The sequence below is a fragment of the Achromobacter sp. ISS7 genome, assembly GCF_056523125.1.
This window is the reverse complement of sequence record NZ_JAWRZD010000001.1, coordinates 6,026,141-6,050,483: the sequence shown is the minus strand read 5'-3', so window position 1 is coordinate 6,050,483 and position 24,343 is coordinate 6,026,141. Positions and strand designations below refer to the sequence as shown.

General features: G+C 68.4%; 20 protein-coding genes and 6 tRNA genes. 20 read left to right on the top strand and 6 right to left on the bottom strand.

Features of this window, described 5'->3' with window-relative positions; all coding sequences use genetic code 11:
- Window positions 1–28: 28 nt before the first annotated feature.
- The 3 genes from secF to AC1HFW_RS27460 all read left to right on the top strand — a co-directional run bounded on the left by secF (window position 29) and on the right by AC1HFW_RS27460 (window position 2,519).
- Complete coding sequence (gene secF / locus AC1HFW_RS27470) at window positions 29–964, top strand: protein translocase subunit SecF (RefSeq protein ID WP_241073740.1); 936 nt, start codon at window positions 29–31, stop codon at window positions 962–964.
- Window positions 965–1,099: 135 nt separating this feature from the next.
- Window positions 1,100–1,777, top strand: coding sequence for a VOC family protein (locus AC1HFW_RS27465; protein WP_479285887.1), 678 nt, complete (start codon window positions 1,100–1,102; stop codon window positions 1,775–1,777).
- Window positions 1,778–1,805: 28 nt separating this feature from the next.
- Window positions 1,806–2,519 (top strand): alanyl-tRNA editing protein, encoded by a 714-nt coding sequence (locus AC1HFW_RS27460; RefSeq protein WP_479285886.1) that lies wholly within the window; start codon window positions 1,806–1,808, stop codon window positions 2,517–2,519.
- An 81-nt stretch (window positions 2,520–2,600) separates the two neighbouring features.
- Here the strand turns inward: AC1HFW_RS27460 and AC1HFW_RS27455 are convergent, their stop codons facing one another.
- A complete protein-coding gene (locus tag AC1HFW_RS27455; RefSeq protein ID WP_479285884.1) occupies window positions 2,601–3,362 on the bottom strand; it encodes a phosphatase PAP2 family protein in 762 nt (253 codons plus the stop codon).
- Between the two features lie 163 nt (window positions 3,363–3,525).
- Between AC1HFW_RS27455 and miaB the strand changes: the two genes are divergently transcribed.
- The 5 genes from miaB to lnt all read left to right on the top strand — a co-directional run bounded on the left by miaB (window position 3,526) and on the right by lnt (window position 9,125).
- Window positions 3,526–4,953 carry a tRNA (N6-isopentenyl adenosine(37)-C2)-methylthiotransferase MiaB gene (gene miaB, locus AC1HFW_RS27450; protein ID WP_061073592.1) on the top strand — a complete coding sequence of 476 codons (1,428 nt, stop codon included), beginning with the start codon at window positions 3,526–3,528 and terminating at the stop codon, window positions 4,951–4,953.
- The gene (locus AC1HFW_RS27445) at window positions 4,950–5,975 is read left to right on the top strand and encodes a PhoH family protein (RefSeq protein ID WP_061073591.1); all 1,026 of its coding nucleotides are present in this window, start codon (window positions 4,950–4,952) and stop codon (window positions 5,973–5,975) included. Before miaB ends, AC1HFW_RS27445 begins: the two co-directional genes overlap by 4 nt.
- Window positions 5,965–6,438: an rRNA maturation RNase YbeY gene (gene ybeY / locus AC1HFW_RS27440; protein ID WP_006390899.1), complete on the top strand. Its 474-nt coding sequence runs from the start codon at window positions 5,965–5,967 to the stop codon at window positions 6,436–6,438. Before AC1HFW_RS27445 ends, ybeY begins: the two co-directional genes overlap by 11 nt.
- A 168-nt stretch (window positions 6,439–6,606) precedes the next feature.
- Window positions 6,607–7,497: an HlyC/CorC family transporter gene (locus tag AC1HFW_RS27435; protein WP_035359408.1), complete on the top strand. Its 891-nt coding sequence runs from the start codon at window positions 6,607–6,609 to the stop codon at window positions 7,495–7,497.
- On the top strand, window positions 7,494–9,125 hold the full coding sequence (gene lnt, locus AC1HFW_RS27430; RefSeq protein ID WP_061073590.1) for an apolipoprotein N-acyltransferase: 1,632 nt from the start codon (window positions 7,494–7,496) through the stop codon (window positions 9,123–9,125). Before AC1HFW_RS27435 ends, lnt begins: the two co-directional genes overlap by 4 nt.
- Before the next feature lie 63 nt (window positions 9,126–9,188).
- On the opposite strand, the gene AC1HFW_RS27425 is transcribed toward lnt, so the two are convergent.
- Entirely contained in the window at window positions 9,189–10,244 is a 1,056-nt protein-coding gene (locus AC1HFW_RS27425; RefSeq protein ID WP_479285881.1) for an aldo/keto reductase, read from the bottom strand.
- Window positions 10,245–10,607: 363 nt separating this feature from the next.
- Here AC1HFW_RS27425 and AC1HFW_RS27420 point away from each other — a divergent pair.
- From AC1HFW_RS27420 to AC1HFW_RS27380, 9 genes are all read left to right on the top strand, one after another.
- Window positions 10,608–10,683, top strand: a tRNA-Ala gene (locus AC1HFW_RS27420).
- Window positions 10,684–10,728: 45 nt separating this feature from the next.
- A tRNA-Glu gene (locus AC1HFW_RS27415) sits at window positions 10,729–10,804 on the top strand.
- Window positions 10,805–10,879: 75 nt separating this feature from the next.
- Window positions 10,880–10,956, top strand: a tRNA-Asp gene (locus AC1HFW_RS27410).
- A 103-nt stretch (window positions 10,957–11,059) separates the two neighbouring features.
- Window positions 11,060–11,135: transfer RNA gene (locus AC1HFW_RS27405), tRNA-Ala, on the top strand.
- Between the two features lie 45 nt (window positions 11,136–11,180).
- Window positions 11,181–11,256, top strand: a tRNA-Glu gene (locus AC1HFW_RS27400).
- A 79-nt stretch (window positions 11,257–11,335) separates the two neighbouring features.
- A tRNA-Asp gene (locus tag AC1HFW_RS27395) sits at window positions 11,336–11,412 on the top strand.
- Window positions 11,413–11,651: 239 nt separating this feature from the next.
- Window positions 11,652–13,142, top strand: coding sequence for a helix-turn-helix transcriptional regulator (locus AC1HFW_RS27390; RefSeq protein ID WP_006390903.1), 1,491 nt, complete (start codon window positions 11,652–11,654; stop codon window positions 13,140–13,142).
- A gap of 249 nt (window positions 13,143–13,391) precedes the next feature.
- Complete coding sequence (gene bioB, locus AC1HFW_RS27385; RefSeq protein WP_479285879.1) at window positions 13,392–14,417, top strand: biotin synthase BioB; 1,026 nt, start codon at window positions 13,392–13,394, stop codon at window positions 14,415–14,417.
- 2 nt (window positions 14,418–14,419) lie between these two features.
- Window positions 14,420–15,307 (top strand): EamA family transporter, encoded by an 888-nt coding sequence (locus AC1HFW_RS27380; RefSeq protein WP_479286570.1) that lies wholly within the window; start codon window positions 14,420–14,422, stop codon window positions 15,305–15,307.
- A 13-nt stretch (window positions 15,308–15,320) separates the two neighbouring features.
- Here AC1HFW_RS27380 and AC1HFW_RS27375 read toward each other — a convergent pair whose 3' ends face one another.
- Window positions 15,321–16,736, bottom strand: a complete 1,416-nt coding sequence (locus AC1HFW_RS27375; protein WP_479285877.1) for an MFS transporter — start codon at window positions 16,734–16,736, stop codon at window positions 15,321–15,323.
- An 89-nt stretch (window positions 16,737–16,825) separates the two neighbouring features.
- The gene (locus tag AC1HFW_RS27370; protein ID WP_006390907.1) at window positions 16,826–17,329 is read right to left on the bottom strand and encodes a peroxiredoxin; all 504 of its coding nucleotides are present in this window, start codon (window positions 17,327–17,329) and stop codon (window positions 16,826–16,828) included.
- Window positions 17,330–17,567: 238 nt separating this feature from the next.
- Between AC1HFW_RS27370 and AC1HFW_RS27365 the strand changes: the two genes are divergently transcribed.
- Window positions 17,568–17,993, top strand: coding sequence for a hypothetical protein (locus tag AC1HFW_RS27365; RefSeq protein ID WP_006390908.1), 426 nt, complete (start codon window positions 17,568–17,570; stop codon window positions 17,991–17,993).
- An 878-nt stretch (window positions 17,994–18,871) separates the two neighbouring features.
- Here AC1HFW_RS27365 and AC1HFW_RS27360 read toward each other — a convergent pair.
- Together AC1HFW_RS27360 and AC1HFW_RS27355 are read right to left on the bottom strand one after the other, a co-directional pair.
- The gene (locus AC1HFW_RS27360; protein ID WP_479286568.1) at window positions 18,872–19,756 is read right to left on the bottom strand and encodes a dienelactone hydrolase family protein; all 885 of its coding nucleotides are present in this window, start codon (window positions 19,754–19,756) and stop codon (window positions 18,872–18,874) included.
- 62 nt (window positions 19,757–19,818) lie between these two features.
- Window positions 19,819–23,373, bottom strand: a complete 3,555-nt coding sequence (locus AC1HFW_RS27355) for a DUF748 domain-containing protein (protein ID WP_479285875.1) — start codon at window positions 23,371–23,373, stop codon at window positions 19,819–19,821.
- 248 nt (window positions 23,374–23,621) lie between these two features.
- On the opposite strand from AC1HFW_RS27355, the gene moaC reads away from it, so the two are divergent.
- Both moaC and AC1HFW_RS27345 read left to right on the top strand, forming a co-directional pair.
- Window positions 23,622–24,110 carry a cyclic pyranopterin monophosphate synthase MoaC gene (moaC, locus tag AC1HFW_RS27350; protein ID WP_479285873.1) on the top strand — a complete coding sequence of 163 codons (489 nt, stop codon included), beginning with the start codon at window positions 23,622–23,624 and terminating at the stop codon, window positions 24,108–24,110.
- Window positions 24,091–24,342, top strand: coding sequence for a MoaD/ThiS family protein (locus AC1HFW_RS27345; RefSeq protein ID WP_006390912.1), 252 nt, complete (start codon window positions 24,091–24,093; stop codon window positions 24,340–24,342). The genes moaC and AC1HFW_RS27345 overlap by 20 nt, the downstream gene beginning before the upstream one ends.
- The last annotated feature ends 1 nt before the right edge of the window (window position 24,343 follow it).

Here is a 24,343-nt window from a genome sequence, read left to right as displayed (position 1 = left end):
GCCCGCCGCCGAATAGCCAGGGCAAAAAATGGAATTTTTCCGGATTCACCGCACCATCCCGTTCATGCGCCACGCGCTGGTGCTGAACATCATCAGCCTCGTCACCTTCGTGGCGGCGGTCTTCTTCATCCTCACGCGCGGCTTCCACCTGTCGATCGAATTCACCGGCGGCACGGTCATGGAAGTCAACTACGCGCAGACGGCGCAGCTTGAAAGCGTGCGCGGCGTGGTCTCGAAGCTGGGCTACACCGACTTCCAGGTGCAGAACTTCGGCACCTCGCACGACGTCATGATCCGCCTGCCGCTGCAGGAAGGCCAGACGTCGGCCACCCAGAGCGAAACCGTCATGGCCGCGCTCAAGACCGCCGACCAGGGCGTGGAACTGCGCCGCGTCGAGTTCGTCGGCCCGCAGGTGGGCCAGGAACTGCTGCACAACGGCCTGATGGCCCTGCTGGTGGTGGTCATCGGCATCATGGTCTACCTGGGCTTCCGCTTCGAATGGAAGTTCGCCGTGGCCGGCGTGATCGCCAACCTGCACGACGTGGTCATCATCCTGGGCTTCTTCGCCTTCTTCCAGTGGGAATTCTCGCTGTCGGTGCTGGCGGGCGTGCTGGCGGTGCTGGGCTACTCGGTGAACGAATCCGTGGTCATCATGGACCGGATCCGCGAGAACTTCCGCAAGTACCGCAAGGCGGACGTGCACGAAGTCATCAACAGCGCCATCACCCAGACCATCTCGCGCACCATCATCACCCACGGTTCGACCCAGATGATGGTGCTGGCCATGCTGTTCTTCGGCGGCCCCACCCTGCACTACTTCGCCATGGCCCTGACCATCGGCATCTGGTTCGGCATCTACTCGTCGGTGTTCGTCGCCGCCGCGCTGGCCATGTGGATGGGCGTCAAGCGCGAAGACCTGATCAAGCCGGTCAAGAAGGAAGGCGAGGAAGGCGAAGTCGCCTGAGTCGTTTCCCGCTCCGGAAAACCCGCCCGTCGTGGCGGGTTTTTTTATGCGCGGCGGAACACTCGGCACTGTACCGACGCCCCGCCCGCCAGGTGTACGGGTACGGCCGCCCCCGTATTCGCTACCATAGGCCTCATGAAACTCGCTCTCGATCATCTCGTCGTCGCCGCCGCGGACCTGGACAGCGGCACCCGCCACGTGGCCGACCTGCTGGGCATCGCGCCCATGGGCGGCGGCGCGCATCCGCGCATGGGCACCCACAACCGCGTGCTTGGCATGGCCGGCGGCGTGTACCTGGAAGTGATCGCGATCGACCCGGACGCGCCGGCGCCGCAGCGGCCGCGCTGGTTCGGGCTGGACCAGCCGGCCATGCGGGCGCGCCTGGCCGAGGGGCCATTCCTGGCGCATTGGGCCGCGCGCGTCTCGGCGCCCGACGACCTGAGCGCATGGCAGGCGCGCCACCCGGACCGCATCGCCCCGGCCATTCCCATGACGCGCGGCGACCTGCGCTGGCGGCTCACCGTGCCGGACGATGGCAGCCTGCCCGCCTGGCGCGAGGACGGCCAGGCGGCGGGCGACGGCCTGCTGCCGACGCTGATCCAGTGGGACGTGGCGGCCTATCCCGGCATCAGCCTGCCGCGCCAGCCGCTGACCCTGCGCGGCCTGAGCGGCAACCATCCGCATGCCGCGCTGCTGCGCCAGGGGCTGGCCTGGATGGGCGCGGACGCCCTCATCGCCATCGAGCAGGCGGACGGCCCGCCGCGCCTGCGCGCCGCCATCGAGACCGCCCAGGGCATCAAGACCCTGGCCTGACCCGACCCCAAGAAAACGGAGACATCCCATGAGCGTCACCCTCAAGCGCTTCGACGACGCGCCCTACGAACAGCAGTGCGAGGCCACCGTCATCGCCGTGGGCGCCGATGGCGTCGAGCTGGACCAGACCATCTGCTACGCCCGCAGCGGCGGCCAGGCCGGCGACAGCGGCACGCTGACGCTGGCCGACGGCCGCGCGCTGGCCCTGGCCGATACCGTCTACGCCGACGACCGCAGCCGCATCCTGCACGTGCTGGCCGAGGGCTCCGCCGCGCCGCAGGTCGGCGACCGCGTCACCGTGCGCCTGGACTGGCCGCGCCGCCACCGGCTGATGCGCCTGCATACCTGTCTGCACCTGCTCGGTTCGCTGGTGCCGGCGCCCGTCACCGGCTGCAGCATTTCGCCGGACTCGGCGCGCATCGACTTCGACCTGCCCGAGTCGACCCTCGACAAGGCCGACCTGACCGAGCGCCTGAACGCGCTGATCCAGGCCCGCACCGACGTCACCGTCAACACCATCACGCCGCAGGAACTGGCGGCGCAGCCGGACCTGGTGCGCACGGTCGGCGCGGCGCCGCCCGGCGGCACGGCGCGCATCCGCATCATCGAGATCCCTGGAGTAGACCGCCAGCCCTGTGGCGGCACGCACGTGGCCAATACCGGCGAGATCGGCCCGGTCACGGTCACCAAGATCGAGAAGAAAAGCCGCACCAACCGCCGCGTGGTGGTGGCTTTCGCCTGAGCCCTGCCGCCGCCATGCAAAAGGCCGCCTTCAAGGCGGCCTTTCATCCATTGCCATCGGCAGCGCCTGACGCCGGCGTCCTCAGCTTTTCTTCCACCAGCGCCACGGCGCCCGCAACGGCCACTGGTACTTGCTGCACAGCACGCGCGGGGCCAGCAGGTGGCCGACCGCGATGGCGATGCCGGCGGCGGTCATGACGTCCGACAGGTAGTGATCCAGGTTGACCAGGCGGCTGACGGCGACCAGGGCGGCCAGCGACAGGAACGCCCAACGCCAGCGCGGCGCCAGGATGCCGAGCGTCACCGCCACCGCGAAGGCGGCATAGGTATGGCTGGAGGGAAAGGAATTGAACTGATTGGCGCGCGAAAAGGCCTCGCCCAGCCCGTAGATGCCCTTGTCGAAGAACAGCTCGGGACGCGCCCGCGCCACCGACCGCTTGAGCACCAGCACCACCAGGCCGCCCACCGCCATGGTCGACAGCATCAGCAGGCTGCCGCGCGCCATGCTGGCGTAGCTCATGCGCACCGGATTGCGCCAGCCGCGCGCCAGGCCGACCAGGCCGATGATGTAGAACGCCAGCGCCACGCCGATGTAGCGGCCGCTTTCGCCCATTTCGCCGATCCACTCGAACGATTCGTTGACGCCCTCGGACACCGTCTGCCGGATCCAGATCGCCAGCGGCAGGTCGACCCACAGGGCACAGGCGCCCGCCGCCACGGCCAGCGCCAGGCCCGCCACCACCCACGCGGTGGTGGACAAGGGGTTGCGGAACTCGTCCGCCGGGGTGGCCACGCCGCCCGCCGGAAGCGCGCGGGTGGGAGGAATGGGAAGATTCGTCGTCATCGGACCGGGTTTGTAAAGAGTCTTGTTCTCGGAAAGAGAATCGGCGAAGGCGAGCTATCGTAACTCTGCATTGCGGATTGAAGTGGGAAATTTGCTGCAAGGGGTAAAATCCCGCTTTTCCCCTCTTCTGCCCCCGGGATCTACACCCGTCACGGCGACCAACATGCAAGAAACCTCCCTGAAGCGCGCCTCGACCGCGCCCGACGGCGCCGCCGTCCCGTCCGCTGCCATCGGCTCCCCTCGCAAGCTTTACATCCGCACCTTCGGCTGCCAGATGAACGAGTACGACTCGGACAAGATGGCCGACGTGCTGCGTGGCGACCAGGGGCTGGAGCTGACCGACAACCCGGAAGAAGCCGACGTCATCCTGTTCAACACCTGTTCGGTGCGCGAAAAGGCCCAGGAAAAGGTCTTTTCCGACCTGGGCCGCGTGCAACACCTGAAAAAGACCAACCCGAACCTGGTGATCGGCGTGGGCGGCTGTGTGGCCAGCCAGGAAGGCGAGGCCATCGTCAAGCGCGCGCCCTATGTGGACGTGGTGTTCGGCCCGCAGACCCTGCACCGCCTGCCCGACCTGATCCAGCGCCGCCGCGCCGAGGGCCGCTCGCAGGTCGACATCAGCTTCCCGGAGATCGAGAAGTTCGACAACATGCCGCCGCCGCGCGTCGACGGCGCCACCGCCTTCGTCTCGATCATGGAAGGCTGTAGCAAGTACTGCAGCTTCTGTGTCGTGCCCTACACGCGCGGCGAGGAAGTCTCGCGCCCGTTCGACGACGTGCTGATCGAAGTGGCCGACCTGGCCGACCAGGGGGTCAAGGAAGTCACCCTGCTGGGCCAGAACGTCAACGCCTACCGCGGCCGCATGACCGACAGCGACGAGATCGCCGATTTCGCCATGCTGCTGGAATACGTGCACGAGATTCCCGGCATCGAGCGCATCCGCTACACCACCTCGCACCCCAAGGAAATGACCCAGCGCATGGTGGACGCCTACGCCCGCCTGCCCAAGCTGGTGTCGTTCCTGCACCTGCCGGTGCAGGCCGGCAGCGACCGCGTGCTGGCGGCCATGAAGCGCGGCTACACCACCCTGGAATTCAAGTCGGTGGTGCGCCGCCTGCGCGCCGCGCGTCCCGACCTGACGCTGTCGTCGGACTTCATCGTCGGCTTCCCCGGCGAGACCGAGGAAGACTTCGAAAAGACCATGAAGCTGATCGAGGACGTCGGCTTCGACACCTCGTTCTCGTTCGTCTACTCGCGCCGCCCCGGCACGCCGGCCGCCGACCTGCATGACGACACGCCACAGGACGTCAAGCTGCGCCGCCTGCAGCGCCTGCAGGCGCTGATCAACGAGCAGGCCGCCACCATCGCCCGCAACATGGTCGGCAGCCGCCAGCGCCTGCTGGTCGAAGGCCCCTCTCGGCGCGACCCGAACGAGCTGATGGGCCGCACCGAGAACAACCGCATCGTCAATTTCGCCGCGCCCGCGCGGCTCATCGGCCAGATGGTCGACGTCATCATCACCGAAGCGCACACCAACTCGTTGCGCGCCCGGGTGGCCGACATCGACCGCGACGCCCAAGAGACCGAATGACCACATCCCGCCCCCGCGCCCGCCGCAGCATGCCCGCCGTCGTCACCCTGGACGGCGACAACACCCACTTGGCCAACCTGTGCGGCCCGCTGGACGAGAACCTGCGCCAGATCGCCGACGGCATGGGCGTGAAGCTCGCGCGCCGCGGCAGCCGCGTCACCATCGAAGGCGAACAGGCCGAGCTGGCCGGCCGCGTGCTGCGCCGCTTCCATGAGCAGGCCGTGCACCGCGCCCTGTCGGTCGACGACATCCAGCTCGGGCTGGTCGAGATCGGCGTCGGCCGCCAGGAAGAAAAGCCGCAGGACGCGCCGGCCCGCGAGGCCGATCCGCTGCCGGCGCTGGACGACGACAGCGACGCCATCGCCCTGCGCACCAAGCGCAGCGACCTGCGTCCGCGCACGCCGCGCCAGCGCGACTATCTGAACAACATCCTCAAGCACGACATCACCTTCGGCGTGGGCCCGGCCGGCACCGGCAAGACCTGGCTGGCGGTGGCCTGCGCCATCGACGCGATGGAACGCGACACGGTGCAGCGCCTGGTGCTGACGCGCCCGGCGGTCGAGGCCGGCGAACGGCTCGGCTTCCTGCCCGGCGACCTGGCGCAGAAGGTCGATCCGTACCTGCGCCCCCTGTACGACGCCCTCTACGACCTGATGGGCTTCGAGAAGGTGCAGCGCCTGTTCGAGAAGCAGACCATCGAGATCGCCCCGCTGGCCTACATGCGCGGCCGCACGCTGAACCACGCCTTCGTCATCCTGGACGAAGCGCAGAACACCACGCCGGAACAGATGAAGATGTTCCTGACGCGCATCGGCTTCGGCAGCAAGGCCGTCATCACCGGCGACCCGTCGCAGGTGGACCTGCCGCGCGGCCAGGAAAGCGGCCTGGCGCATGCGGTCAAGGTGCTGCACGACGTGCAGGGCATCGCCACCACCCGTTTCACCAGCCGCGACGTGGTGCGCCATCCGCTGGTGGCCCGCATTGTCGATGCCTACGACCGAGCCTCGGAAAATGACGCCTGACCTGTCCCTTTCCGTTCAGTATGGCGTCGAGGAACCCCGCCTGCCGCGCTGGCGCCTGCGCCGCTGGGCCGAGCGGGCGCTGGCCGCCGCGGCCGAGGACGGGCTGGTGGACTTCACGGCCGCCGAGCTCAGCCTGCGCCTGGTGGGCGCGGCCGAGGGGCGCCGCCTGAACCGCGATTTCCGCCAGCGCGACTACGCCACCAACGTGCTGACGTTCGAGTACGGCGTCGACCCGCTGGGCGTGGCGCGCGGCGACATCGTGATGTGCGTGCCGGTGCTGGTGCGCGAGGCCCGCGAACAGCGCAAGGCGCTGCTCGACCACGCCGCCCACCTGACCCTGCACGGCGTGCTGCATTCGCTCGGCTACGACCACATCAAGGCGCGCGATGCCCGCCGCATGGAGGCCCTGGAGACCGCCACGCTGGCCCGCATGGGCATCGCCGACCCCTACAACGAGGCCTGATCCGCGAGGCCTGATCCGCGGCCCTGGGGTCAACCCTGAGCAATCGGCGCAAAATGGCGTCCTGCAAGGCGCAGATCGCGTCGGTTGGACCCATTTTCCGGGACGGCGTTACAAATTGAGCGCCAGATTCGGTTATGCTGGCCCCTCCATAACTTGTCCTCCCGGACGATGTCTGACCCCTACCCTGCTCCCGAAGCGACTCCCGCTCGCTCATCCAAACCCGCCACCAAATCCCTTCTAGACCGCCTGCTTTCCCTTGTGCGCCGCGAGCCCGAGGACCGTGAAGGCATCAAGGCCGTTCTCGAAGCCGCGCATGACCGCGACCTGCTGGACGCGGAGTCCTACAAGATGATCAAGGGCGCGCTGGCCGTGTCCGAAGGCACCGTCGGCGACATCATGGTCCCGCGTTCGCGCATGGACCTGCTCGACGTCACGCAGCCCATCCCCTACCTGGTGGCCAACGTGATCGAAACCGCGCACTCGCGGTTCCCGGTCTACGAAGGCGACCGCGACAACATCATCGGCATCCTGCTGGCCAAGGATCTGCTGCGCTGCATGCTGGAGCCCGGCATCGAGGTGCGCACGCTGGTGCGCCCGGCCGTGTTCATCCCCGAATCCAAGCGCCTGAACGTGCTGCTGCACGAGTTCCGCGCCAGCCGCAACCACCAGGCCATCGTCATCGATGAGCACGGCGGCATCTCCGGCCTGGTCACGATGGAAGACGTGCTGGAACAGATCGTCGGCGACATCGAGGACGAATTCGACGAAACCGAGGAAGACTCGATCTTCCCCGAGGGCGAGAACCAGTGGCGCGTGCTGGCCGCCACCGACATCTCGCACTTCAATGACGTGTTTGGCTGCCACCTGCCCGACGACGAGTACGACAGCGTCGGCGGCTGGATGGGCGGCCAGCTCGGCCGCATCCCGCGCCGCGGCGACGTGGCCGAGATCGACGGCCTGAAACTGGAAGTGGCGCGCGGCGATGCCCGCCGCGCCATCTGGCTGCGCGTCAAGCGCGTCGCGCCGTCACGCGGCGTCCCGCCCGACACCAACGCATGAGCCGCGCCTCCCGCGGTCCGTTCCTGCTGGGCGCGGCCGGCCTGACGCTGGCCGGCGCCGTCCACGCCCTCACCTTCGCCCCCGGCCCGCTGCCGGACTGGGCCCTGGCCATCACGCAGGTCCTGGCGCTGGCGGTGGCCGCCCGCGTCACCCTGTACGCGCCGTCGGCGCGCCAGGCCTGGCTGCGCGGCTGGCTGTTCAGCTTCGCCACCTATGCGCTGGGGCTGTACTGGATCTTCATCAGCCTGCACCGCTACGGCGACCTGGCCGCGCCGCTGGCCGTGGCCGCGGTCCTGGCGCTGTCGGCGTTCCTGGCGTTGTTCCCGGCCACGGCCGGCGCGCTGGCGCGGCGCTACACGCCGCTGGCGGCCGATTCGACGCCGGGACGGGTGCTGTCGGCCACGCTCGCCTGGGGCGCGCTGTGGGCCGGCTTCGAATGGGTCCGCGCGGTGCTGCTGACCGGCTTCCCGTGGCTCAACATCGGCTACGCCCAGGTCGACAGCCCCATCGCCGGCTGGGCGCCGCTGCTGGGCGTGCATGGCATGGCCCTGCTGTCGGCCTTCGCCGCCGCCGCCATCGCCAGCCTGTGGCGTCCCGCGGGCCAGCAGAAGCAGCCGCGCGACGGCCGCCACGCGCTCGCCGCCGGCGTGGCGCTGGCGCTGGCCGCCGCCGGCTGGCCGCTGTCGCGCATCGACTGGTCGGCCCCCAGCGGTGAACCGCTGAACGTGCGCCTCGTCCAGGGCAACATCGAGCAGTCGCAGAAATTCGATCCGGCGCTGCTCGACCAGAGCCTGCGCCGCCACCTGGAGCTGGCGGCCATGCCGCCGGCGCCGGGCGTGCCGCCGCCGCAGATGGTGATCCTGCCGGAAACCGTGCTGCCGATCTTCCAGGACCAGCTCGACCCGCGCGTGTGGGACGTCTGGCGCCAGGTGGCGGCGCGGCAGAACGCCGTGATCGCCATGGGCGTGCCCCTGCACGACGTACGCGACGGCCGCGACCGCTACACCAACAGCGTCATGGGCTTTGACGGCCAGACGCCGCTGGAACAGCTCACCGGCGGCAGCACCGCGATGCGCTACGACAAGCGCCACCTGGTGCCCTGGGGCGAATACGTGCCGCCGGGCTTCCACTGGTTCGTCGACATGCTGAACATCCCGCTGGGCGATTTCGACCGCGGCGCCGAACGCCAGACGCCGTTCGCGGTGGGCGGCCAGCACATCGCCTTCAACATCTGCTACGAAGACCTGTTCGGCCCCGACCTGCTGCCCGCGCTGCAGCCCGGCCCCAACGGCGAACCGGGCGCCACCATCCTGGTGAACGTCAGCAACCTGGGCTGGTTCGGCGATACCTGGGCCTTGCGCCAGCACCTGCAGATCGGGCGCCTGCGCACCATCGAAACCGCGCGCCCCATGCTGACCGCCACCAACACCGGCATCACCGCGGCCATCGACGCCAAGGGCCACGTCGCGGCCCAGCTGGCGCCGTTGCAACCGGGCGTGCTGCCGGTCTCGGTGCAGGGCATGTCGGGCCTGACGCCCTATGCCCGCTTCGGCGACAAGTCGGCGCTGGCGCTGATCGGCCTGGCGCTGATCGCCGCCTTCGGCGTCGGCCGCCCGCGTCGCCGCTGAGCCTGAACCGGGCCAGGCCTTGCCTGGTCCGGCGCGTTGCGGCCGCGCCTTCCTGAAAAAACCCTAGCGCAACAGGTTGGCCGGCAGCGCGCCGCTGTCATCGACCGGCCGCAGCGGCCCCACTCCCGCGCCCGTCAGTTCGATCGCGTCCGCGATGCGCGCCATGTCATCGCCGTCCAGTTCCAATTCCGCCGCGCCCAGCACGCCGTCGACCTGCGCCACGTTGCGCATGCCCACAATGGCCCCGGTGACGCCCGGCCACGCCAGGGTCCAGGCGATGGCGACCGCCGCCTGGGTCGTGCCGTGGCGTTCGGCGATGGGCTTGAGCGCTTCGGCCAGGGCCAGATTGCGCGCCAGGCTGGGCGGCTGGAATTCCGCGTTGCGCGAACGCCAGTCGTCCGCCCGCAGGGCCTGCGCCCGCTCGACCGAGAAGCCGCCGCTGAGCAGGCCCGATTGCATCGGGCTATAGACGATGACGCCGGTGCCGTTCTGCGCGCACCACGGAATCAGGTCGGCGCCGGCGCCGCGCTGGATCGCCGAGAACGGCGGCTGCAGCGACTCCACGTGTCCCAGCGCCTCGGCGTCCTGCAATTGCGCCAGGTTGTGGTTGGACAGGCCGACCGCGCGCACCTTGCCCTCCCGCTTGAGGTCCAGCAATTCCTGCCAATAGGCCTCCAGCGGCGTGCCGTCGCCGGCCGGCCAGTGCATCTGGTACAGATCGATGCGATCGACGCCCAGACGGCGCAGCGATGCCTCGATTTCGCGGCGGATGCTGGCCGGCGCGCCGTTGCGCCGCGGGGTCGCCTGCGGCTGCTCGGGCGACCAGGTCAGGCCGCATTTGGTGAAGACGTAGGGCCGTTCGCCGGGGCTCATCTGCGCCAGCGCGCGGCCCACCACCTCTTCGGCGTGGCCCAGGCCGTAGACGGCGGCGGTGTCGATCCAGTTGATGCCGCGATCGACCGCGAGGCGGATCGCGGCGATCGAATCGGCATCATCCTGCGGCCCCCAGCCGATGGCCCAGGCATTGCCGCCCATGGCCCAGGCGCCCAGGCCGATGCGCGTGATCGACATATCGCTGCGCCCCAGCGGGCGCGTCGGAAAAGAAGTCGTGGTGCTCATGCGAAAAAAATCTCCTGCCGGCAAAACGTCATGGCGGATCCCGCCCGGGTCCACGCAACAGTCACGATAGCACTCGTCCAAGCCTTTGATTTTCCGGCATTGTGCGCCTGGCGCGGGGCGCTCCGGAAGCGGCCTGCGCCTGCGCCGCGCGGCCCCCGCGGCCACGCATGCGTCCCCTTGAAAGCGATTTCAACGCAACTTTTTCAGTTTTTGCACGCAACCGACTTGCACGCCGAAATTAGTTCGTGCATAATCTCGTTTCTTCGCCAACGGCACTAAACAAAACCGGCAACGAGATACGAAAAACGGCCACGAAAGTGATCGGAAAAAACGTAAAACGTGGCAGGAATTGATTAGAAGAACGGGGGTATAGCTCAGCTGGGAGAGCGCTTGCATGGCATGCAAGAGGTCAGCGGTTCGATCCCGCTTACCTCCACCAGTCCAAAGCGAAGAAGTAGTACAGCAGTAAAAACAGCAAGTCCAAGTCCCCTTCGTCTAGAGGCCTAGGACATCACCCTTTCACGGTGAGTACAGGGGTTCGAATCCCCTAGGGGACGCCAGTTTACTGGTTGCAGTACCGAAGTATGCAGTACCGAATGCAGTTGAAGTGACACAGTAGTTGAGTAAGCCGCTGCGGAGCGGTAGTTCAGTTGGTTAGAATACCGGCCTGTCACGCCGGGGGTCGCGGGTTCGAGCCCCGTCCGCTCCGCCAAAAGCGCTCTACGCAGTGCCTTTCAAGAGCTCCGTCCCTGGAGCTTTTTGCATTTATAGGGTGTAAGCCTTGTTGTTTGCAGGTTGGAACAGCAGGGAATCTGGGGGGTATAGCTCAGCTGGGAGAGCGCTTGCATGGCATGCAAGAGGTCAGCGGTTCGATCCCGCTTACCTCCACCAGTAAAGCAGTAAGTAGTACAGTAGTTTGTGCAGTTGCAAGTTCCGGTCCCCTTCGTCTAGAGGCCTAGGACATCACCCTTTCACGGTGAGTACAGGGGTTCGAATCCCCTAGGGGACGCCAGTTCGCTGGCTCGCCGACCGGATCTGCAAAGTCGTCCTGACAAGATGATGTGCTGCCAAGTGTTGTTGTAAACCGCTGCGGAGCGGTAGTTCAGTTGGTTAGAATACCGGCCTGTCACGCCGGGGGTCGCGGGTTCGAGCCCCGTCCGCTCCGCCAAGCATCTTGTGTGCATCCCAGCAAGCCGCAAGACCAGTTGTTCCGCAGGAGTCTTCCTGCACTGCGCCAGAAGGCGCCCGCCAAAAGCTCCGGATTCCGGAGCTTTTTTGCTTTCTTTTTGCTTTGTGCGGCAGCAAGTGCCGTGCCGCCCCTTCCCCGTCTCGTCCGTTTATCCTCTGGACAGGCCGCGCTTCGCAACGCATCCTGTGCGCTTGTGCCAGCCAAGCCAAGAGGCCCACGTGACCGCCAGCAACGCCGCCCCGCACGCCCACCGCCAGCACCTGCAACGGATCATCGCAGGCTTGAACGAAGGCATCATCCTGCTCGAGCCCGATGGCAGCATCGCCTGGGCCAACGCCAGCGCGCTGGCGCTGCACGGAGTCGACACGATCGAGGCGCTGGGGCAGACGCCCGCCGGCTATCGCAAGCGCTATGCGCTGACCTACCGCAACCACCATCGCGTGCCCGCCCGGCAATACCCGCTGGACCGCCTGGCCGCCGCGGTCGCGTTCGACGACCTGCTGCTGGACCTGACGCGCAAGGACGACGCTGATTTCCTGCGCAACATCCGCGCGCGCGGCCTGTTGCTGGAAGACGAGGGCGCGGACTTCCGCGTGCTGATCCTGGATGACCAGACCGGCCAGTTCAACGCCGAGCAGCGCTTCGAGCGCACCTTCGCCGCCAATCCCGCGCCCGCGCTCATCTGCCGCCTGTCCGACCTGCGCTATGTGAAGGTGAACCAGGGCTTCCTCGACATGACCGGCCTGACGCGCGACGCGGTGCTGGGCAAGTCCGCCTACGAACTCGATGTGCTCGATGGCGGCGACGACAAGGACGACGCGGTGGCCAAGCTGAACGCGGGCCTGACCATCACCCAGCGCGAAGGCGTGATGCGGCTGGCGGATGGCGGCGCGCGCTTCGTCATCGTCGCCGGCCAGCCGATCGACATGCAGGACGAGCCGTGCATGCTGTTCACCTTCATCGACCTGGAAAAGCGCAAGCGCGCCGAGGAAGCCCTGCAGCAGAGCGAAGAGCGTTTCTCCAAGGCGTTCCGGCTGGCGCCGGTGCCGATGGCGCTGTGCGACGGCGAATCGCTGCGCGCGCTGGATATCAATGATGCGTTCGCGCAGGCCGTGGGCGTGTCGGCGCAGGACGGCGCGGGCCAGGAGCTGACCACCCTGGGCCTGCGCCCGTTCGAAGGCATGGCCGACAGCCTGGCGCGCGGCGAGAGCATCCGCAACCGCGAAGCCGCGCTGGCCACGCCGGACGGCGCCCTGCTGGATTGCCTGGCGTCGGCCGAGCCCGTCATGATCGGCGGCGAGCGCCGCGTGCTGCTGGTGATGCAGGACATCACCGAACGCAAGCGCAGCGAGACCGAGCTGCTGACCGCGATCGAGGCGGTGATGCAGGACACCTCGTGGTTCAGCCGCGGCATCATCGAGAAGCTGGCGCAATTGCGCGCCCCGGCGCCGGCGGCGCGCGACGTGGCCGAGCTGGCGCAGCTGACCGCCCGCGAGCGCGAGGTGCTGGGCCTGCTGTGCCAGGGCCATGACGACGACGATATCGCCCGCCAGTTGCGCCTGTCGCGCAACACGGTGCGCAATCACGTGGCCACCATCTACAGCAAGATCGGCGTGCACCGGCGCAGCGCGGCCATCGTCTGGGCCCGCGACCGCGGCATCACCGGGCATGAAAAACCGCGCTCGCGCGGCAAATCCGGCGCGGGCTGAGGCGCGCCGCTCGAATTTACAAATTGAATCAAAATAATCGGGGCATCGCGCTGCGCGAAGATGCCGCCGTGTTCGATTCGGCCCGCCGCCAAAAAACATCAATTCCGGCAAAAAGCCAGACAACACCCCTCCAAAATCCGCATCGCACCCCAGATTGCGCAAACCCTGCGCAGGTTCTTACGATCCGCCGATCTGGCCGCCCCGCTCCCGGGGCCGGCGAGATCCCCGCAAGCCTTCTGGAGTCCGTTGATGCAGACCGCCTACATTCCCGTTCCCAAGCCGCCCAAGGCGCAGCCCGCGCCCGCCTGGAGCAGCGCCGCCGTGATGGAGCTCTACGCCCTGCCGTTCATGGACCTGGTGTTCCGCGCCCAGCAGACGCACCGCGCCCACTTCGACCCCAACGGCATCCAGCTGTCGAGCCTGCTGTCGATCAAGACGGGCGGCTGTCCCGAGGACTGCGGCTATTGCTCGCAGTCGTCGCGCTACGACACCGGCCTGGAAACGGAAAAGCTGATGCCGCTGGACGAGGTGCTGGCCGCGGCCCGCGGCGCCCAGGCCGGCGGCGCGCAGCGCTTCTGCATGGGCGCCGCCTGGCGCAGCCCCAAGCCGCACCACCTGGAGGCCGTGGCCGAGATGGTCAGCGCGGTCAAGGCGCTGGGCCTGGAGACCTGCGTCACGCTCGGCATGTTGCGCGAAGGCCAGGCCGAACAGCTCAAGCAGGCCGGCCTGGACTACTACAACCACAACCTGGACACCTCGCCCGAGTTCTACGGCAAGATCGTCACCACCCGCACCTACCAGGACCGCCTCGACACGCTGGACCGCGTGCGCGACGCCGGCATCAACGTCTGCTGCGGCGGCATCGTCGGCATGGGCGAATCGCGCCAGGAGCGCGCCGGCCTGATCGCGCAGCTGGCCAACATGGAGCCCTACCCCGAGTCGGTGCCGATCAACAACCTGATGCGGGTGGAAGGCACGCCGCTGGCCGATGCCGAGCCGCTCGATCCGTTCGAGTTCGTGCGCACCATCGCGGTGGCGCGCATCACCATGCCGCGCGCCGTGGTGCGCCTGTCGGCCGGGCGCGAGGCCATGGACGACGCGATGCAGGCCCTGTGCTTCATGGCCGGCGCCAACTCGATGTTCTACGGCGACGTGCTGCTGACCACCGGCAACCCGCGCATGGAGGCCGACCAGCGCCTGCTGCAACGCCTGGGCATGCGCATCGACGCCGGCCAGCACACGCATCAGCACGCGCGCCAGGACCTGTCGGCGTGACGCTGACGCCTGGCCCGTTCTACCTGCTGGCCAGCGTCGCCTGCAGCGTGGCCGTGGCGGCGATGCTGAAGCTGGCGCGGCGCTGGCAGGTGGACGTGCGCCAGGCCATCATGGTGAACCACGCGGTGGCCGCCCTGCTCTGCTGGACCGTGCTGCGGCCGGACCCGGCCACGCTGCTCACGCCGCAGACGCCGTGGCTGGTGCTGGTGGCGCTGGGCCTGCTGCTGCCCAGCGGCTTCATGGCGATGGCGCTGGCCGTGCGCCATGCCGGCGTGGTGCGCAGCGACGCGGCGCAGCGGCTTTCGCTGTTCATCCCGCTGCTGGCGGCGTTCCTGCTGTTCGGCGAGCCGGTCAACGGCCGCAAGCTGGGCGCGATCGCGCTGGCCTTCGCCGCCCTGTTCTGCCTGTTGCGGCGCCCGGCCGCCGTGCCGGCAACGGCCGGGGCGACGCCCGCCATGGACGCGGCCGGACGCCGCGCGCTGTGGCTGTGGCCGTTGTCGGTATGGGTGGCCTATGGCGTGGTCGACATCCTGTTCAAGCGGGTGGCGCGCGCCGGCACCGCGTTCGCCAGCGGCCTGCTGCTGGCCTTCGCGCTGGCCAGCGCACTGATGCTGGCCTACCTGCTGTGGCGCCGCGCCGCCTGGGCGCCGCGCCATCTGGCGGCCGGCGTGGCGCTGGGCGTAGTGAACTTCGGCAACATCATCACCTACATCCGCGCCCACCAGGCGCTGCCCGAGCACCCCGCGCTGGTGTTCGCGTCCATGAACATGGGCGTGATCACGCTGGGCACGCTGGTCGGGGCGCTGGCGTTCCGCGAGCCCCTGACGCGCCTGAATGGCGTGGGCCTGGCGCTGGCGCTGGGGGCCATCCTGCTGATGACTCCGTGGTGACCGGCCGGGGCGTTCAGGTGCCGGTGCGGGGCTGCCGCGCCGCCTGATCCTCGCCCTCGGGCTCGGTCCGCGCCGGTTCGGCCGTGGCGGTCATGGCCGCGATGGGGGGATCCACCGCCCCCGCGCCTTCCACCGGCGGCGTGGCGGGCGCGGCCGCGGGGTCCGGCTGCACCATCTCGATGCCGATATCGTTTTCCACATCGACCCGCGGGTCGAGCACGGCGGCGGCCGGCGAGCTTTGCAGCGTGTCCGGCATCGGCACGAAATGCACCGGCGCTTCCTCGACCTGATGGGCGCCGGTGACGCGCGTCGGGCGCACCTGCCACACCAGGATCAGCGCGCAAGCCGAAATGAAGACGTAGTACATGCTGGGGCCGGCCAGCGACATCAGCAGGCCGGCGATCATCGGGCCGACGCAGGCGCCGACGCCGTAGGTCATGAGCAGCACCGCCGACAGGCTGACGCGGCGCTCGGATTCGACGTGGTCGTTGGCGAAGGCGGCGCCTAGCGGATACAGCGTGAACTGCAGGATGCCGAAGACGCAGGACATGGCCACCAGCGCCCAATAGGGCAAGGTCAGCCAGCCCCACATGACGGTCGGCAGCACCACCAGCAGCAGCGCGTTGAAGCGGATCAGGCCGGCGCGGTTGATGCGGTCGGACAGCCAGCCCATGGGCCATTGCGACAGCAGCCCGGCGGTGACGGCGGCGGCCACGAACACGGCGGCCTGCGAGGTCGTCAGGCCGTGCTTGGCGCCATACACCGCCGCCAGGCCGTAGAACGCGCCGGACAGGTTGCCCGCCACGAACAGCACGGTCATGGACAGCGGCACGCGGCGCATGAAGAAACGGATGTCGAGCGCGGCCGGCAGCGGCGTGGGCGGGTGCGAGCGGGCCGTGACGGCGATCGGCACCAGGCACAGCACCAGGCACATGGCCACCAGGGTCAGCGGCCGCAGGTCGAGCGTGGCGTAGGCGGTCAGGGCCAGTTGCCCCAGCACCGTGCCCAGGCCGGACACCACCATGTAGACGGAGAACACGCGCCCGCGCTGGTGGTTTTCGGTTTGTTCGTTGAGCCAGCTTTCGATGACCATGAATTCGGTCACCATGACGATGCCCGAGATGACGCGGAACACCAGCCACAGCGGCATGGAGTCGACCAGCGTCTGCGCCAGGATCATGCTGGTGGCGACGGCGGCACAGGCGACGAAGGCGCGGATGTGGCCGACGCGGATGATGAGCTTGTGTCCCAATCGCGCGCCGCAGACCAGGCCGAAGTAATAGCCGGCGATCAGGGTGCCGATCCAGACCTCGCTGACGGACTGCGCAGTCAGCCTCAACCCCATGTAGGTGTTGAACAGGCCGGTGCCGATGAGCATCAGCAGGGTCGCGAAATACAGCGACGAGAAGGAAGAGAGGGTTGCGAGCATGGCGTCTGGCTACCGCTGCCGGGGGGTAGCGACGCGGGCCGCCAGGGCGGCCCGCGCATTGAGCGATGAAACAGGAACTACGCGGGAAATCAGGCTTGCGACAGCAGGGTCGCGGCGTCGCTGACTTCGAACTTGCCGGGGCCTTCGACGTTCAGGTGCTTGACCACGCCGTCGACGATCAGGGCCGAGTAGCGCTGCGAACGCACGCCCATGCCGCGCTGGATCAGGTCCAGCTCCAGGCCCAGGGCCTTGGTCCAGAGGGCGGAACCGTCGGCCAGCATGCGGACCTTGCCGTCGGTCTTCTGTTCGCGGCCCCAGGCGCCCATGACGAAGGCGTCGTTGACGGACACGCACCAGATTTCATCCACGCCCTTGGCCTTCAGCGCGGCGGCCTGCTCGACGTAGCCGGGCAGGTGCTTGGCCGAGCAGGTCGGCGTGAAGGCGCCGGGCAGCGCGAACAGGGCGATGGTCTTGCCACGCGTCAGGTCGGCGACCTGGAAGGCGTTGGGGCCGAGCGAGCAGCCTTCGCTTTCGGTTTCGATGAATTCGGTCAGGGTGCCGTCGGGCACGCGATCGCCGACTTTGATGCTCATGGGGGATCTCCAGTGTTGGGGTGTTGCATTGGGGCGGATGTGCCCCACAGCCCTCATCATAGTTCCTGCGCGCGGCGCTTGCTGACCATACGGACAGATCGGGAAAAAAACCCGCACAGTCTGAAACGACTCCACACGCGCGGCGCGGCGCGCCTGGCACACGATCGTTGCCATAATGTGAAGGTGATCAATGCCCGGGCGCGATGGCCGCGCGCGGGCGCTTTGCGGAGACACACCGATGCGCAAGATGCTGATCGGCCTGGCCTTTACGATGGCCGCGGCCGCCCCGGCCTGGGCCGCGCCCGACGCGGCAGAGCAGGCCCAGTTCGAATCCTTCGTGGTGGCGGCGGGCGCTTCCAACGGCGCGGCGCGCTCGTGCGGGGCATCCGAACCCGACCTGGCGCAGCACCAGGCGACCTCGCGCAAGAACCTGGAGCGGTACGCCAAGGAATATGGGTTTTCGGCGGCGGGGTATGACGGGCTTTACGAGAAGGGGCTCGGGGATGGGACGCGGATGATGGAAGAGATGAAACGGTCGGGCGTCGACGGGTGCCGGGGGGTGCTGGGGAGTTTTCAGAATGAGCGGGTGATTTCTTATGAGGATATGAAGGCAGCGTTGGCGGAGGTTAGTGATGGGTTGCCGGGGGAGAGTGCTGAGAAGTGATCTCTTTTTTTTGTGGGCGGGGATTTGAGTTCTTGAGCCGCCCGGCGGGACGGCGTCAGGCGGGGGCGGGGCTACGATTGCGGTCCGGAGCGTTCGCTCCGGACTTGCCTCGGCGGCCCCCCCCATCCTCAACCTCGTCCTCGCCTTCGGCGACTCCTTCGGTTTCCGTCGGGCGCATCTACACGCCCCGCCCCCGCCTGACGCCGTCCCGCCGGGCTCATGATGTCTTGGTGCCTGCGTTGCAGGGGCGAGTGGGTGCTTGGCGTTGTTGGCCACATCAACGGGGGAGGGAGAAGTTTGCGGGGCCCGCCAAAAGCCGGCCGCGCGGGCGGCCTTTTTTGGCTTACGCGACGTCTCACGGGTCAGGATGAACGCTGCGCGCGTGGCGAGGCTTGGCTTTGGAACTCGTGGGCGGCTTGGCTTTGGAACTGGCGGGCGGCTTGGCTTCGGGACCCGTGGGCGGCTTGGCTTGAGACAGCTGGCCTGTTCGGGCCGCTGCGCAACATAAAGAGTCGCAGCACTTGCCCCCCACTTCCCTCGTGCCGCGCCCTCCGCCCTCGCGCAGCGCCGCCCCCTCGACGCACCACAACGCGTATGCCGGGACCGGCTGCCCGCGCAGCCGGTCCCGGCGGGCGACGCAAGCTCTCTCCCCTCACTCCGCCCGAGCGGCCTCACCTATGCAAATGTCGGTAGCCCCTGGCGGCGGTCGGGCAGGCGGGGCGCCACCTCGATGCGCCCGAGGGAATCTGAAGGGAGCCGAAGGCGGACGAAGATGACGAAGGGGACGTCCGGAGCGAAGGCTCCGGACCGCAATCGTGGGCGCGCCCCGCCTGCCCGACCGCCGCCAGGGGCGGCCTACGAAGAACGACAATAACGCCTCAACCGCCCAACCCATTCTGCTTGAACCAATCAAGCATCCTCTGCCAAGCCTGCTCCGCCTCGGCCTTGCGGTAACTCGGCCGGTAGTCGGCGTGGAAGGCGTGGGGGGCTTCGGGGTAGACGTCGATGCGGGAGGCCTTGGCGGCGGCGGGGCCCTTGGCGAGTTCGATGCGCATCTTGTCGACGTCGGTCTGGGGGATGCCGGCGTCCTTGCCGCCATAGGCGCCCAGGACCGGGGCCTTGAGGTCGTTGACCAGGCTCAGCACGGACTTGGGCTTGAGTTCGGAGGGGTCGCCGGCCAGTTGGCCGTACCAGGCGGCGCCGGCCTTGAGCTTGGGGTTGTGGGCGGCGTAGAGCCAGACCTGGCGGCCGCCCCAGCAGAAGCCGAGGATGCCGAGCTTGTCGTCGCTGCCGCCGTGGCCGGCGGCCCAGGCGACGGTGGCGTCGAGGTCGTCCTGCACCTGCTTGTCGGGCACCTTGCTGATGATCTCGGCCTGCAGCTTGGGGATCTCGGTGTATTTGGACGGGTCGCCCTGGCGCGCGAACAGCTCGGGCGCGATGGCCAGGTAGCCCAGGTGCGCCAGGCGGCGGCAGACGTCCTGGATGTATTCGTGCACGCCGAAGATCTCGGACACCACCAGCAGCGTGGGCAGGTTCTTCTTGCCGGCGGGCATGGCGCGGTAGGCGGGCATCTTGCCGTCGGCGACGGGGATGTCGACCTTGCCGGCGGTCAGGCCGTTGGCGTCGGTCTTGATGGCGGTCTGGGCCACGGCGGGGCCGGCGGCCAGCGAGAAGCCGGCGGCGACGGTGGTGGCGATGAAGCCGCGGCGGTTCAGTTTGAGGGGCGGCAGCAGGCTGTCGAAATGCGCGTCCTGGTCTTTCATCATGCATCTCCGGGCAAAGGACGGCCGCCGGACGCGGGCGCGTCCTGGCGAACCGCCGGGGTTCACTTCAGGGAGAAGTCCACGCGCGAGGGCAAGCCCTCGTCCTTGATGCCATCGGCGTCCAGTTGCGGGGCAACGATGAACACGCGATCCGCGAGTCCTTCCTGGGCTTGCAGCTTTTCATACACCGCTTGCGCGCGCGCGTCGGCCAGTTGGCGCAACTGTTCGTCGCCCACCGGGGCCGCGGCGCGCAGCATCTCCTCCATCTGTTCGGGCGGCACGGACTTGGCCATGCCGATGAAATTGCGCGGCTTGTCCTTGATGTCGGTGTCGTCGTAGACCTTTTCCAGGTACTTGGCGCGTTCGGCGCCCGAGACCTCGACGCCGGCCGGGTTCGGCTTCTTGCCGCGCGGCGCGACGTCGCGGGCCTTGGCCAGGCGGATCTGGGCATCGACCCAGGCCTGGCGCAGGCCGTCCTGGTCGGTCTTGGGATCGGCGCGGCCGCTCAGGTCCATCTTGAGCGCGGGGCGGTCGGCCAGGGCCTTGGTCAGGGTCTCGATGCGCTGTTGCGTGTCCTCGGTGAGCACGGCGCTGCCGGGCGCGAATTCCACGTACGACAGTTCCTCGCCGCCGCCGAACGCCGATGCCAGCAGGCTGAAGGGCGAGGTGACGGCCTTGACCACCAGGTTCAGCAGCACCCGCACGACGATGCCGCCGACCGAGAACTCGGGGTCGTCGAGCGACCCGGAGATCGGCAGGTTGATGTCGATGTTGCCGCGCGAGTCCTTCAGCAGGGCCACGGCCAGCAGCACCGGCAGCTTGGTGGCGTCGGGGCTGTTGGTCTTGTCGCCGAAGGTCAGCTGGTTCAGCACCACGTGGTTGGTGGCCAGCAGCGCGCGGTCCTTGATCTTGTATTCCAGGTCGACCGAGAGCTTGCCGCGCTTGATCGGGTAGCCGACGTACTTGGCCGAATAGGTGTTGAAGCGCGGCAGGTCCACGCCCTTGGCCGAGGCCTTCAGGTCGAGCGACAGGAACTTGGCGAACGGCTGCACCACGCCGCTGATCGACAGCGGCGCGGTGGTGTAGACGCGGCCGGTGACCTTGACCTTGGCGGGCTGCGGGTTGGTGGACGACACCGCCGTGATGGAACCGTCGATGCTGGACAGCTCGGCCACGTAGTTCGGCTTGACGAAGCGGTCGGTGAAGGTCATGCGGCCGCGCGTCAGCGTGACGCTGTTGAGCGAGATGTCGGGCATGCCGCCGCCCTTGGCCGCCGGCGCCGGCGGTTCGGCGCGCCGGCCGGGGGTCTGCGTGTCCTGGGTGATGGAGCCGCCGGCCTGGCCGGGCGCGGCCACCAGGTCCATGACGTTCAGGCGGCCCTGCGCGTTCAGCAGGATGCGGCCGTAGAAGTCGTCCAGCGCGATGTCGCCCAGGCCGGCAACGATCTTCTCGCCCGCCACCGAAATGTTCATGCCGGACAGGCCCAGGCGCTTCCAATTGAGGAAGTCGTCCTTGTTGACGCGGTCCTGCAGGTCGACGTCGGTGACCTCGACGCCGCCCTTCCAGCCGGCCTTCATCGGCGCGTTGCCATTGGCGGCCGCGAATTCGGCGTCGCCCTTGGCGCCCAGCGTGACGGCGCGCACGGTGGCGTTCAGGCTGGAAGCGAAGTACGGCGCGAACGACGCGACGTTCAGGCCCGACAGGTCGACCGAGGTCTTGAGCGTGAGCGGCTGCGGCGTGAAGGCGCCCTTCAGGTCGAGCTTGCCGCCGCCCTGGATGCCGGCCGCGGCCAGCGTGAAGTTGCTGGCGCCCGGGCCCATGGCCAGGCGATCGGCGGTGACGACCAGCTGTTGCAGCGCGACGTCGAGCGCGGGGTTCAGGGTTTCGTCGCGCGCCTTGAACTGGGCCAGCTCGGCGCGCACGCCGGTGGCGGAAGCGTCAATGGCGCCGTTCTTGTCCAGCACGTGCACCTGCGCCGTCAGCCCCAGGCGGCCGTCCTGCAACAGGATCGGCGACAGGCTGCGCACGGCGGGCGCGAACGGCGCCAGCGCGACGTTGCCCATGCGCACCGCCAGTTCCAGCGACAGCGGTTGCAGCACCAGTGGGCCCTTGGCGCGGATCCAGCCGCCATCGGCGCTGTTGTCCACGGTCAGCCACAGGTTGATGGGCTCGCCCTTGACCTGCGGCAGCGCCACGCCTTCGACGGTGACGGCCAGGCCGGTCAGGGTGTAGTCGAGCTTGCTGATGGCGTCGGTGACGTAGAGCTCGCCTTCGTGGATGTTGAAGGCGTCCAGCGTCACCTTCCATTCGGCCGGCGCGGCCGGCTTGGGCGGGGCGTCGGCGGGCGGTGTGTCGGTGGCGGCCGGGACGCCGCCGGGTGCGGACGCGGCGCCCGTATCGGGTTTGGCCGACGGCGCCGGGCTGCTGGCGGCGGGCGGGGACGCCTGGCCGGCGGCGGCGGTCGCACTGCCCGCGGCCGGCTTGGCGGCGGTGGCGCCCGGTTTCGCGGCAGGCGTCGCGGCGGGTTTGGCCGCGGGCGCCGGGCCGCCCAGCTGCTTGAGCTTGTCGGCCACGTCCTGCCAGTTCAGATGCTGGTTGCTGTAGCGCCGCGCGTACACCTGCGGCGCCCACAGGTCGACGCCGCCCACATAGACCTGGCGCGCGATCGGTTCGAGTTCGAGGCGGGTGACGGTCAGCGCGCTCCAGCCCGCCAGGCTTTCGCCGGCGCTGTCGCGCAGGTCGAACTGGCGCAGGCCCAGGTCGCCGACCACGCGGATCTTGGGCGGCGCGTCCTTGGGCTGCTCGAACACGATCTGCAGGTTCGAGTCGAGCAGCGCGCGTTCCAGCTTGAACGGCAGCGGCATGGGCCAGACGTCGGCCCACTTTTCCAGCTGCAGCCCGGTGAAGGCGACACGCAGCGTCGACGACGGCACCTTGTCGAAGGGCCGCGCCACGCCGGTCAGGTCGAACGGGCTGCCGTTGATGCGCAGGTGCAGCCGCGGCTGCACGTCGATGTCGGTGGCGTAGCCGAAGGTGGAGATGAACGGCACGCCCACCGCCAGCTCGTCGATCACCTGCTTGCGGCCAGTGACCTTGTCGTCCAGGGTGACCACGCCGCCCTCGATCACCATGTTGTTCAGCGAGAAGCGCGGCAGGCCCTCTTCGGGCTTGGGCGGCTCGTCGGGTTTGGGGGCCGTCATCTCGGCCACGCGCTGCTGCACGTCGGAGAAGTTGAAGCGGGTGACGTCCTCGCGCACGATCGACAGCGTCGGCGAACGCAGGGTGAAGCGGTCGACCACCGGCGCGAACCAGAACAGCGAGCTCCAGGCGGCGCTGACGTTCACTTCCGAGGCCGTGAACAGCGGCGTCTGCGAGCCGGGCTGCGCCACGGCGAGATCGCGCGCGCGCACGGTCAGGGTGAAGGGATTGAAGGTGATCTTGCCGACGGCGACGTCGCGCCCCAGCATCTTGGCGACGTCCTGGGTCAGGACGTTATGCAGGACCTTGGGCACCTGCCACGCCGCCACGCCACAGAGGATCAGCGCCACGGCCACGACGCCCAAGAGGATCTTGCCTAAGCGGCGGGTGAACCGGAACTTGGGCATCCGCAAGGGCATTGTGCGTCTCCTGGTACGAATTGAAGGCCATTATCGCGTCCTTCGAGCAAATTGGGGGGCTTTTTGCAGCGGGCCGCCAAAAGCGAAAATGCCCCCGCAGGGGCACAAGAACAGGCGAACCGCCGCGGGCTTATCTTTCCTCAAGGCGCGGCCGGCGGCGGCTCGTCTATCATAGGCGTAACAGCGGCCCGCCACGGCCTGCCGGGACCGCTCTTTTCAATCATTAACAATTCTCGATCCCGATTCCCATGTCCACGCCCGCCCCCACCTTGAGTCACCTGGATGAAGCCGGCCAGGTCCGCATGGTCGATGTCATCGGCAAGACCGACACCGAACGCGTGGCCGTCGCCACCGCCAGCGTCCGCATGAACACCGTCGCCTACGGCCTGCTGACGCAGCCCGGCCAGGGCAAGGGCGAGGTGCTCAACACCGCGCGCGTCGCCGCCATCCTGGCGGCCAAGCGTTGCGCCGAGCTCATCCCCCTGTGCCACAGCCTGCCGCTGTCGTTCGTCGGCGTCGAATTCGCGCTGGACGACGACGCGCACCGCATCGACATCCTGGCCACCTGCCGCACCAGCTACAAGACCGGCGTCGAAATGGAAGCCATGACGGCGTGCAGCGTCGCCGCGCTGACCATCTATGACATGTGCAAGGCGGCCGACAAGGGTATCGTCATCGAACAAGTGCGCCTGAAGTACAAGGCGGGAGGCAAAAGCGGTGAATGGCGCAACGATTAATCTTCTGTACTTCGCCCGCGTGGCCGAACTGGTCGGCAAGCGCTCGGAAGCCTGGCCGCTGGACGGCGAGTCCACCGGCGCGCAGCTGCTGGCCGCGCTCGGCGAACGCTATCCGCAACTGGCCCCGGCCGGGCGCCTGAAGCTGGCCATCAACCAGACCCACGCCAAGCCGTCGGCGCCGATCCGCGCGGGCGACGAGGTCGCGGTGTTCGAACCCGTCACCGGAGGCTGAG

Coding starts and splice junctions, on each gene's coding strand:
- secF (WP_241073740.1), top strand. CDS start 29: ATGGAATTTTTCCGGATTCACCGCACCATCCCGTTCATGCGCCACGCG.
- AC1HFW_RS27465 (WP_479285887.1), top strand. CDS start 1,100: ATGAAACTCGCTCTCGATCATCTCGTCGTCGCCGCCGCGGACCTGGAC.
- AC1HFW_RS27460 (WP_479285886.1), top strand. CDS start 1,806: ATGAGCGTCACCCTCAAGCGCTTCGACGACGCGCCCTACGAACAGCAG.
- AC1HFW_RS27455 (WP_479285884.1), bottom strand. CDS start 3,362: ATGACGACGAATCTTCCCATTCCTCCCACCCGCGCGCTTCCGGCGGGC.
- miaB (WP_061073592.1), top strand. CDS start 3,526: ATGCAAGAAACCTCCCTGAAGCGCGCCTCGACCGCGCCCGACGGCGCC.
- AC1HFW_RS27445 (WP_061073591.1), top strand. CDS start 4,950: ATGACCACATCCCGCCCCCGCGCCCGCCGCAGCATGCCCGCCGTCGTC.
- ybeY (WP_006390899.1), top strand. CDS start 5,965: ATGACGCCTGACCTGTCCCTTTCCGTTCAGTATGGCGTCGAGGAACCC.
- AC1HFW_RS27435 (WP_035359408.1), top strand. CDS start 6,607: ATGTCTGACCCCTACCCTGCTCCCGAAGCGACTCCCGCTCGCTCATCC.
- lnt (WP_061073590.1), top strand. CDS start 7,494: ATGAGCCGCGCCTCCCGCGGTCCGTTCCTGCTGGGCGCGGCCGGCCTG.
- AC1HFW_RS27425 (WP_479285881.1), bottom strand. CDS start 10,244: ATGAGCACCACGACTTCTTTTCCGACGCGCCCGCTGGGGCGCAGCGAT.
- bioB (WP_479285879.1), top strand. CDS start 13,392: ATGCAGACCGCCTACATTCCCGTTCCCAAGCCGCCCAAGGCGCAGCCC.
- AC1HFW_RS27375 (WP_479285877.1), bottom strand. CDS start 16,736: ATGCTCGCAACCCTCTCTTCCTTCTCGTCGCTGTATTTCGCGACCCTG.
- AC1HFW_RS27370 (WP_006390907.1), bottom strand. CDS start 17,329: ATGAGCATCAAAGTCGGCGATCGCGTGCCCGACGGCACCCTGACCGAA.
- AC1HFW_RS27365 (WP_006390908.1), top strand. CDS start 17,568: ATGCGCAAGATGCTGATCGGCCTGGCCTTTACGATGGCCGCGGCCGCC.
- AC1HFW_RS27360 (WP_479286568.1), bottom strand. CDS start 19,756: ATGAAAGACCAGGACGCGCATTTCGACAGCCTGCTGCCGCCCCTCAAA.
- AC1HFW_RS27355 (WP_479285875.1), bottom strand. CDS start 23,373: ATGCCCTTGCGGATGCCCAAGTTCCGGTTCACCCGCCGCTTAGGCAAG.
- moaC (WP_479285873.1), top strand. CDS start 23,622: ATGTCCACGCCCGCCCCCACCTTGAGTCACCTGGATGAAGCCGGCCAG.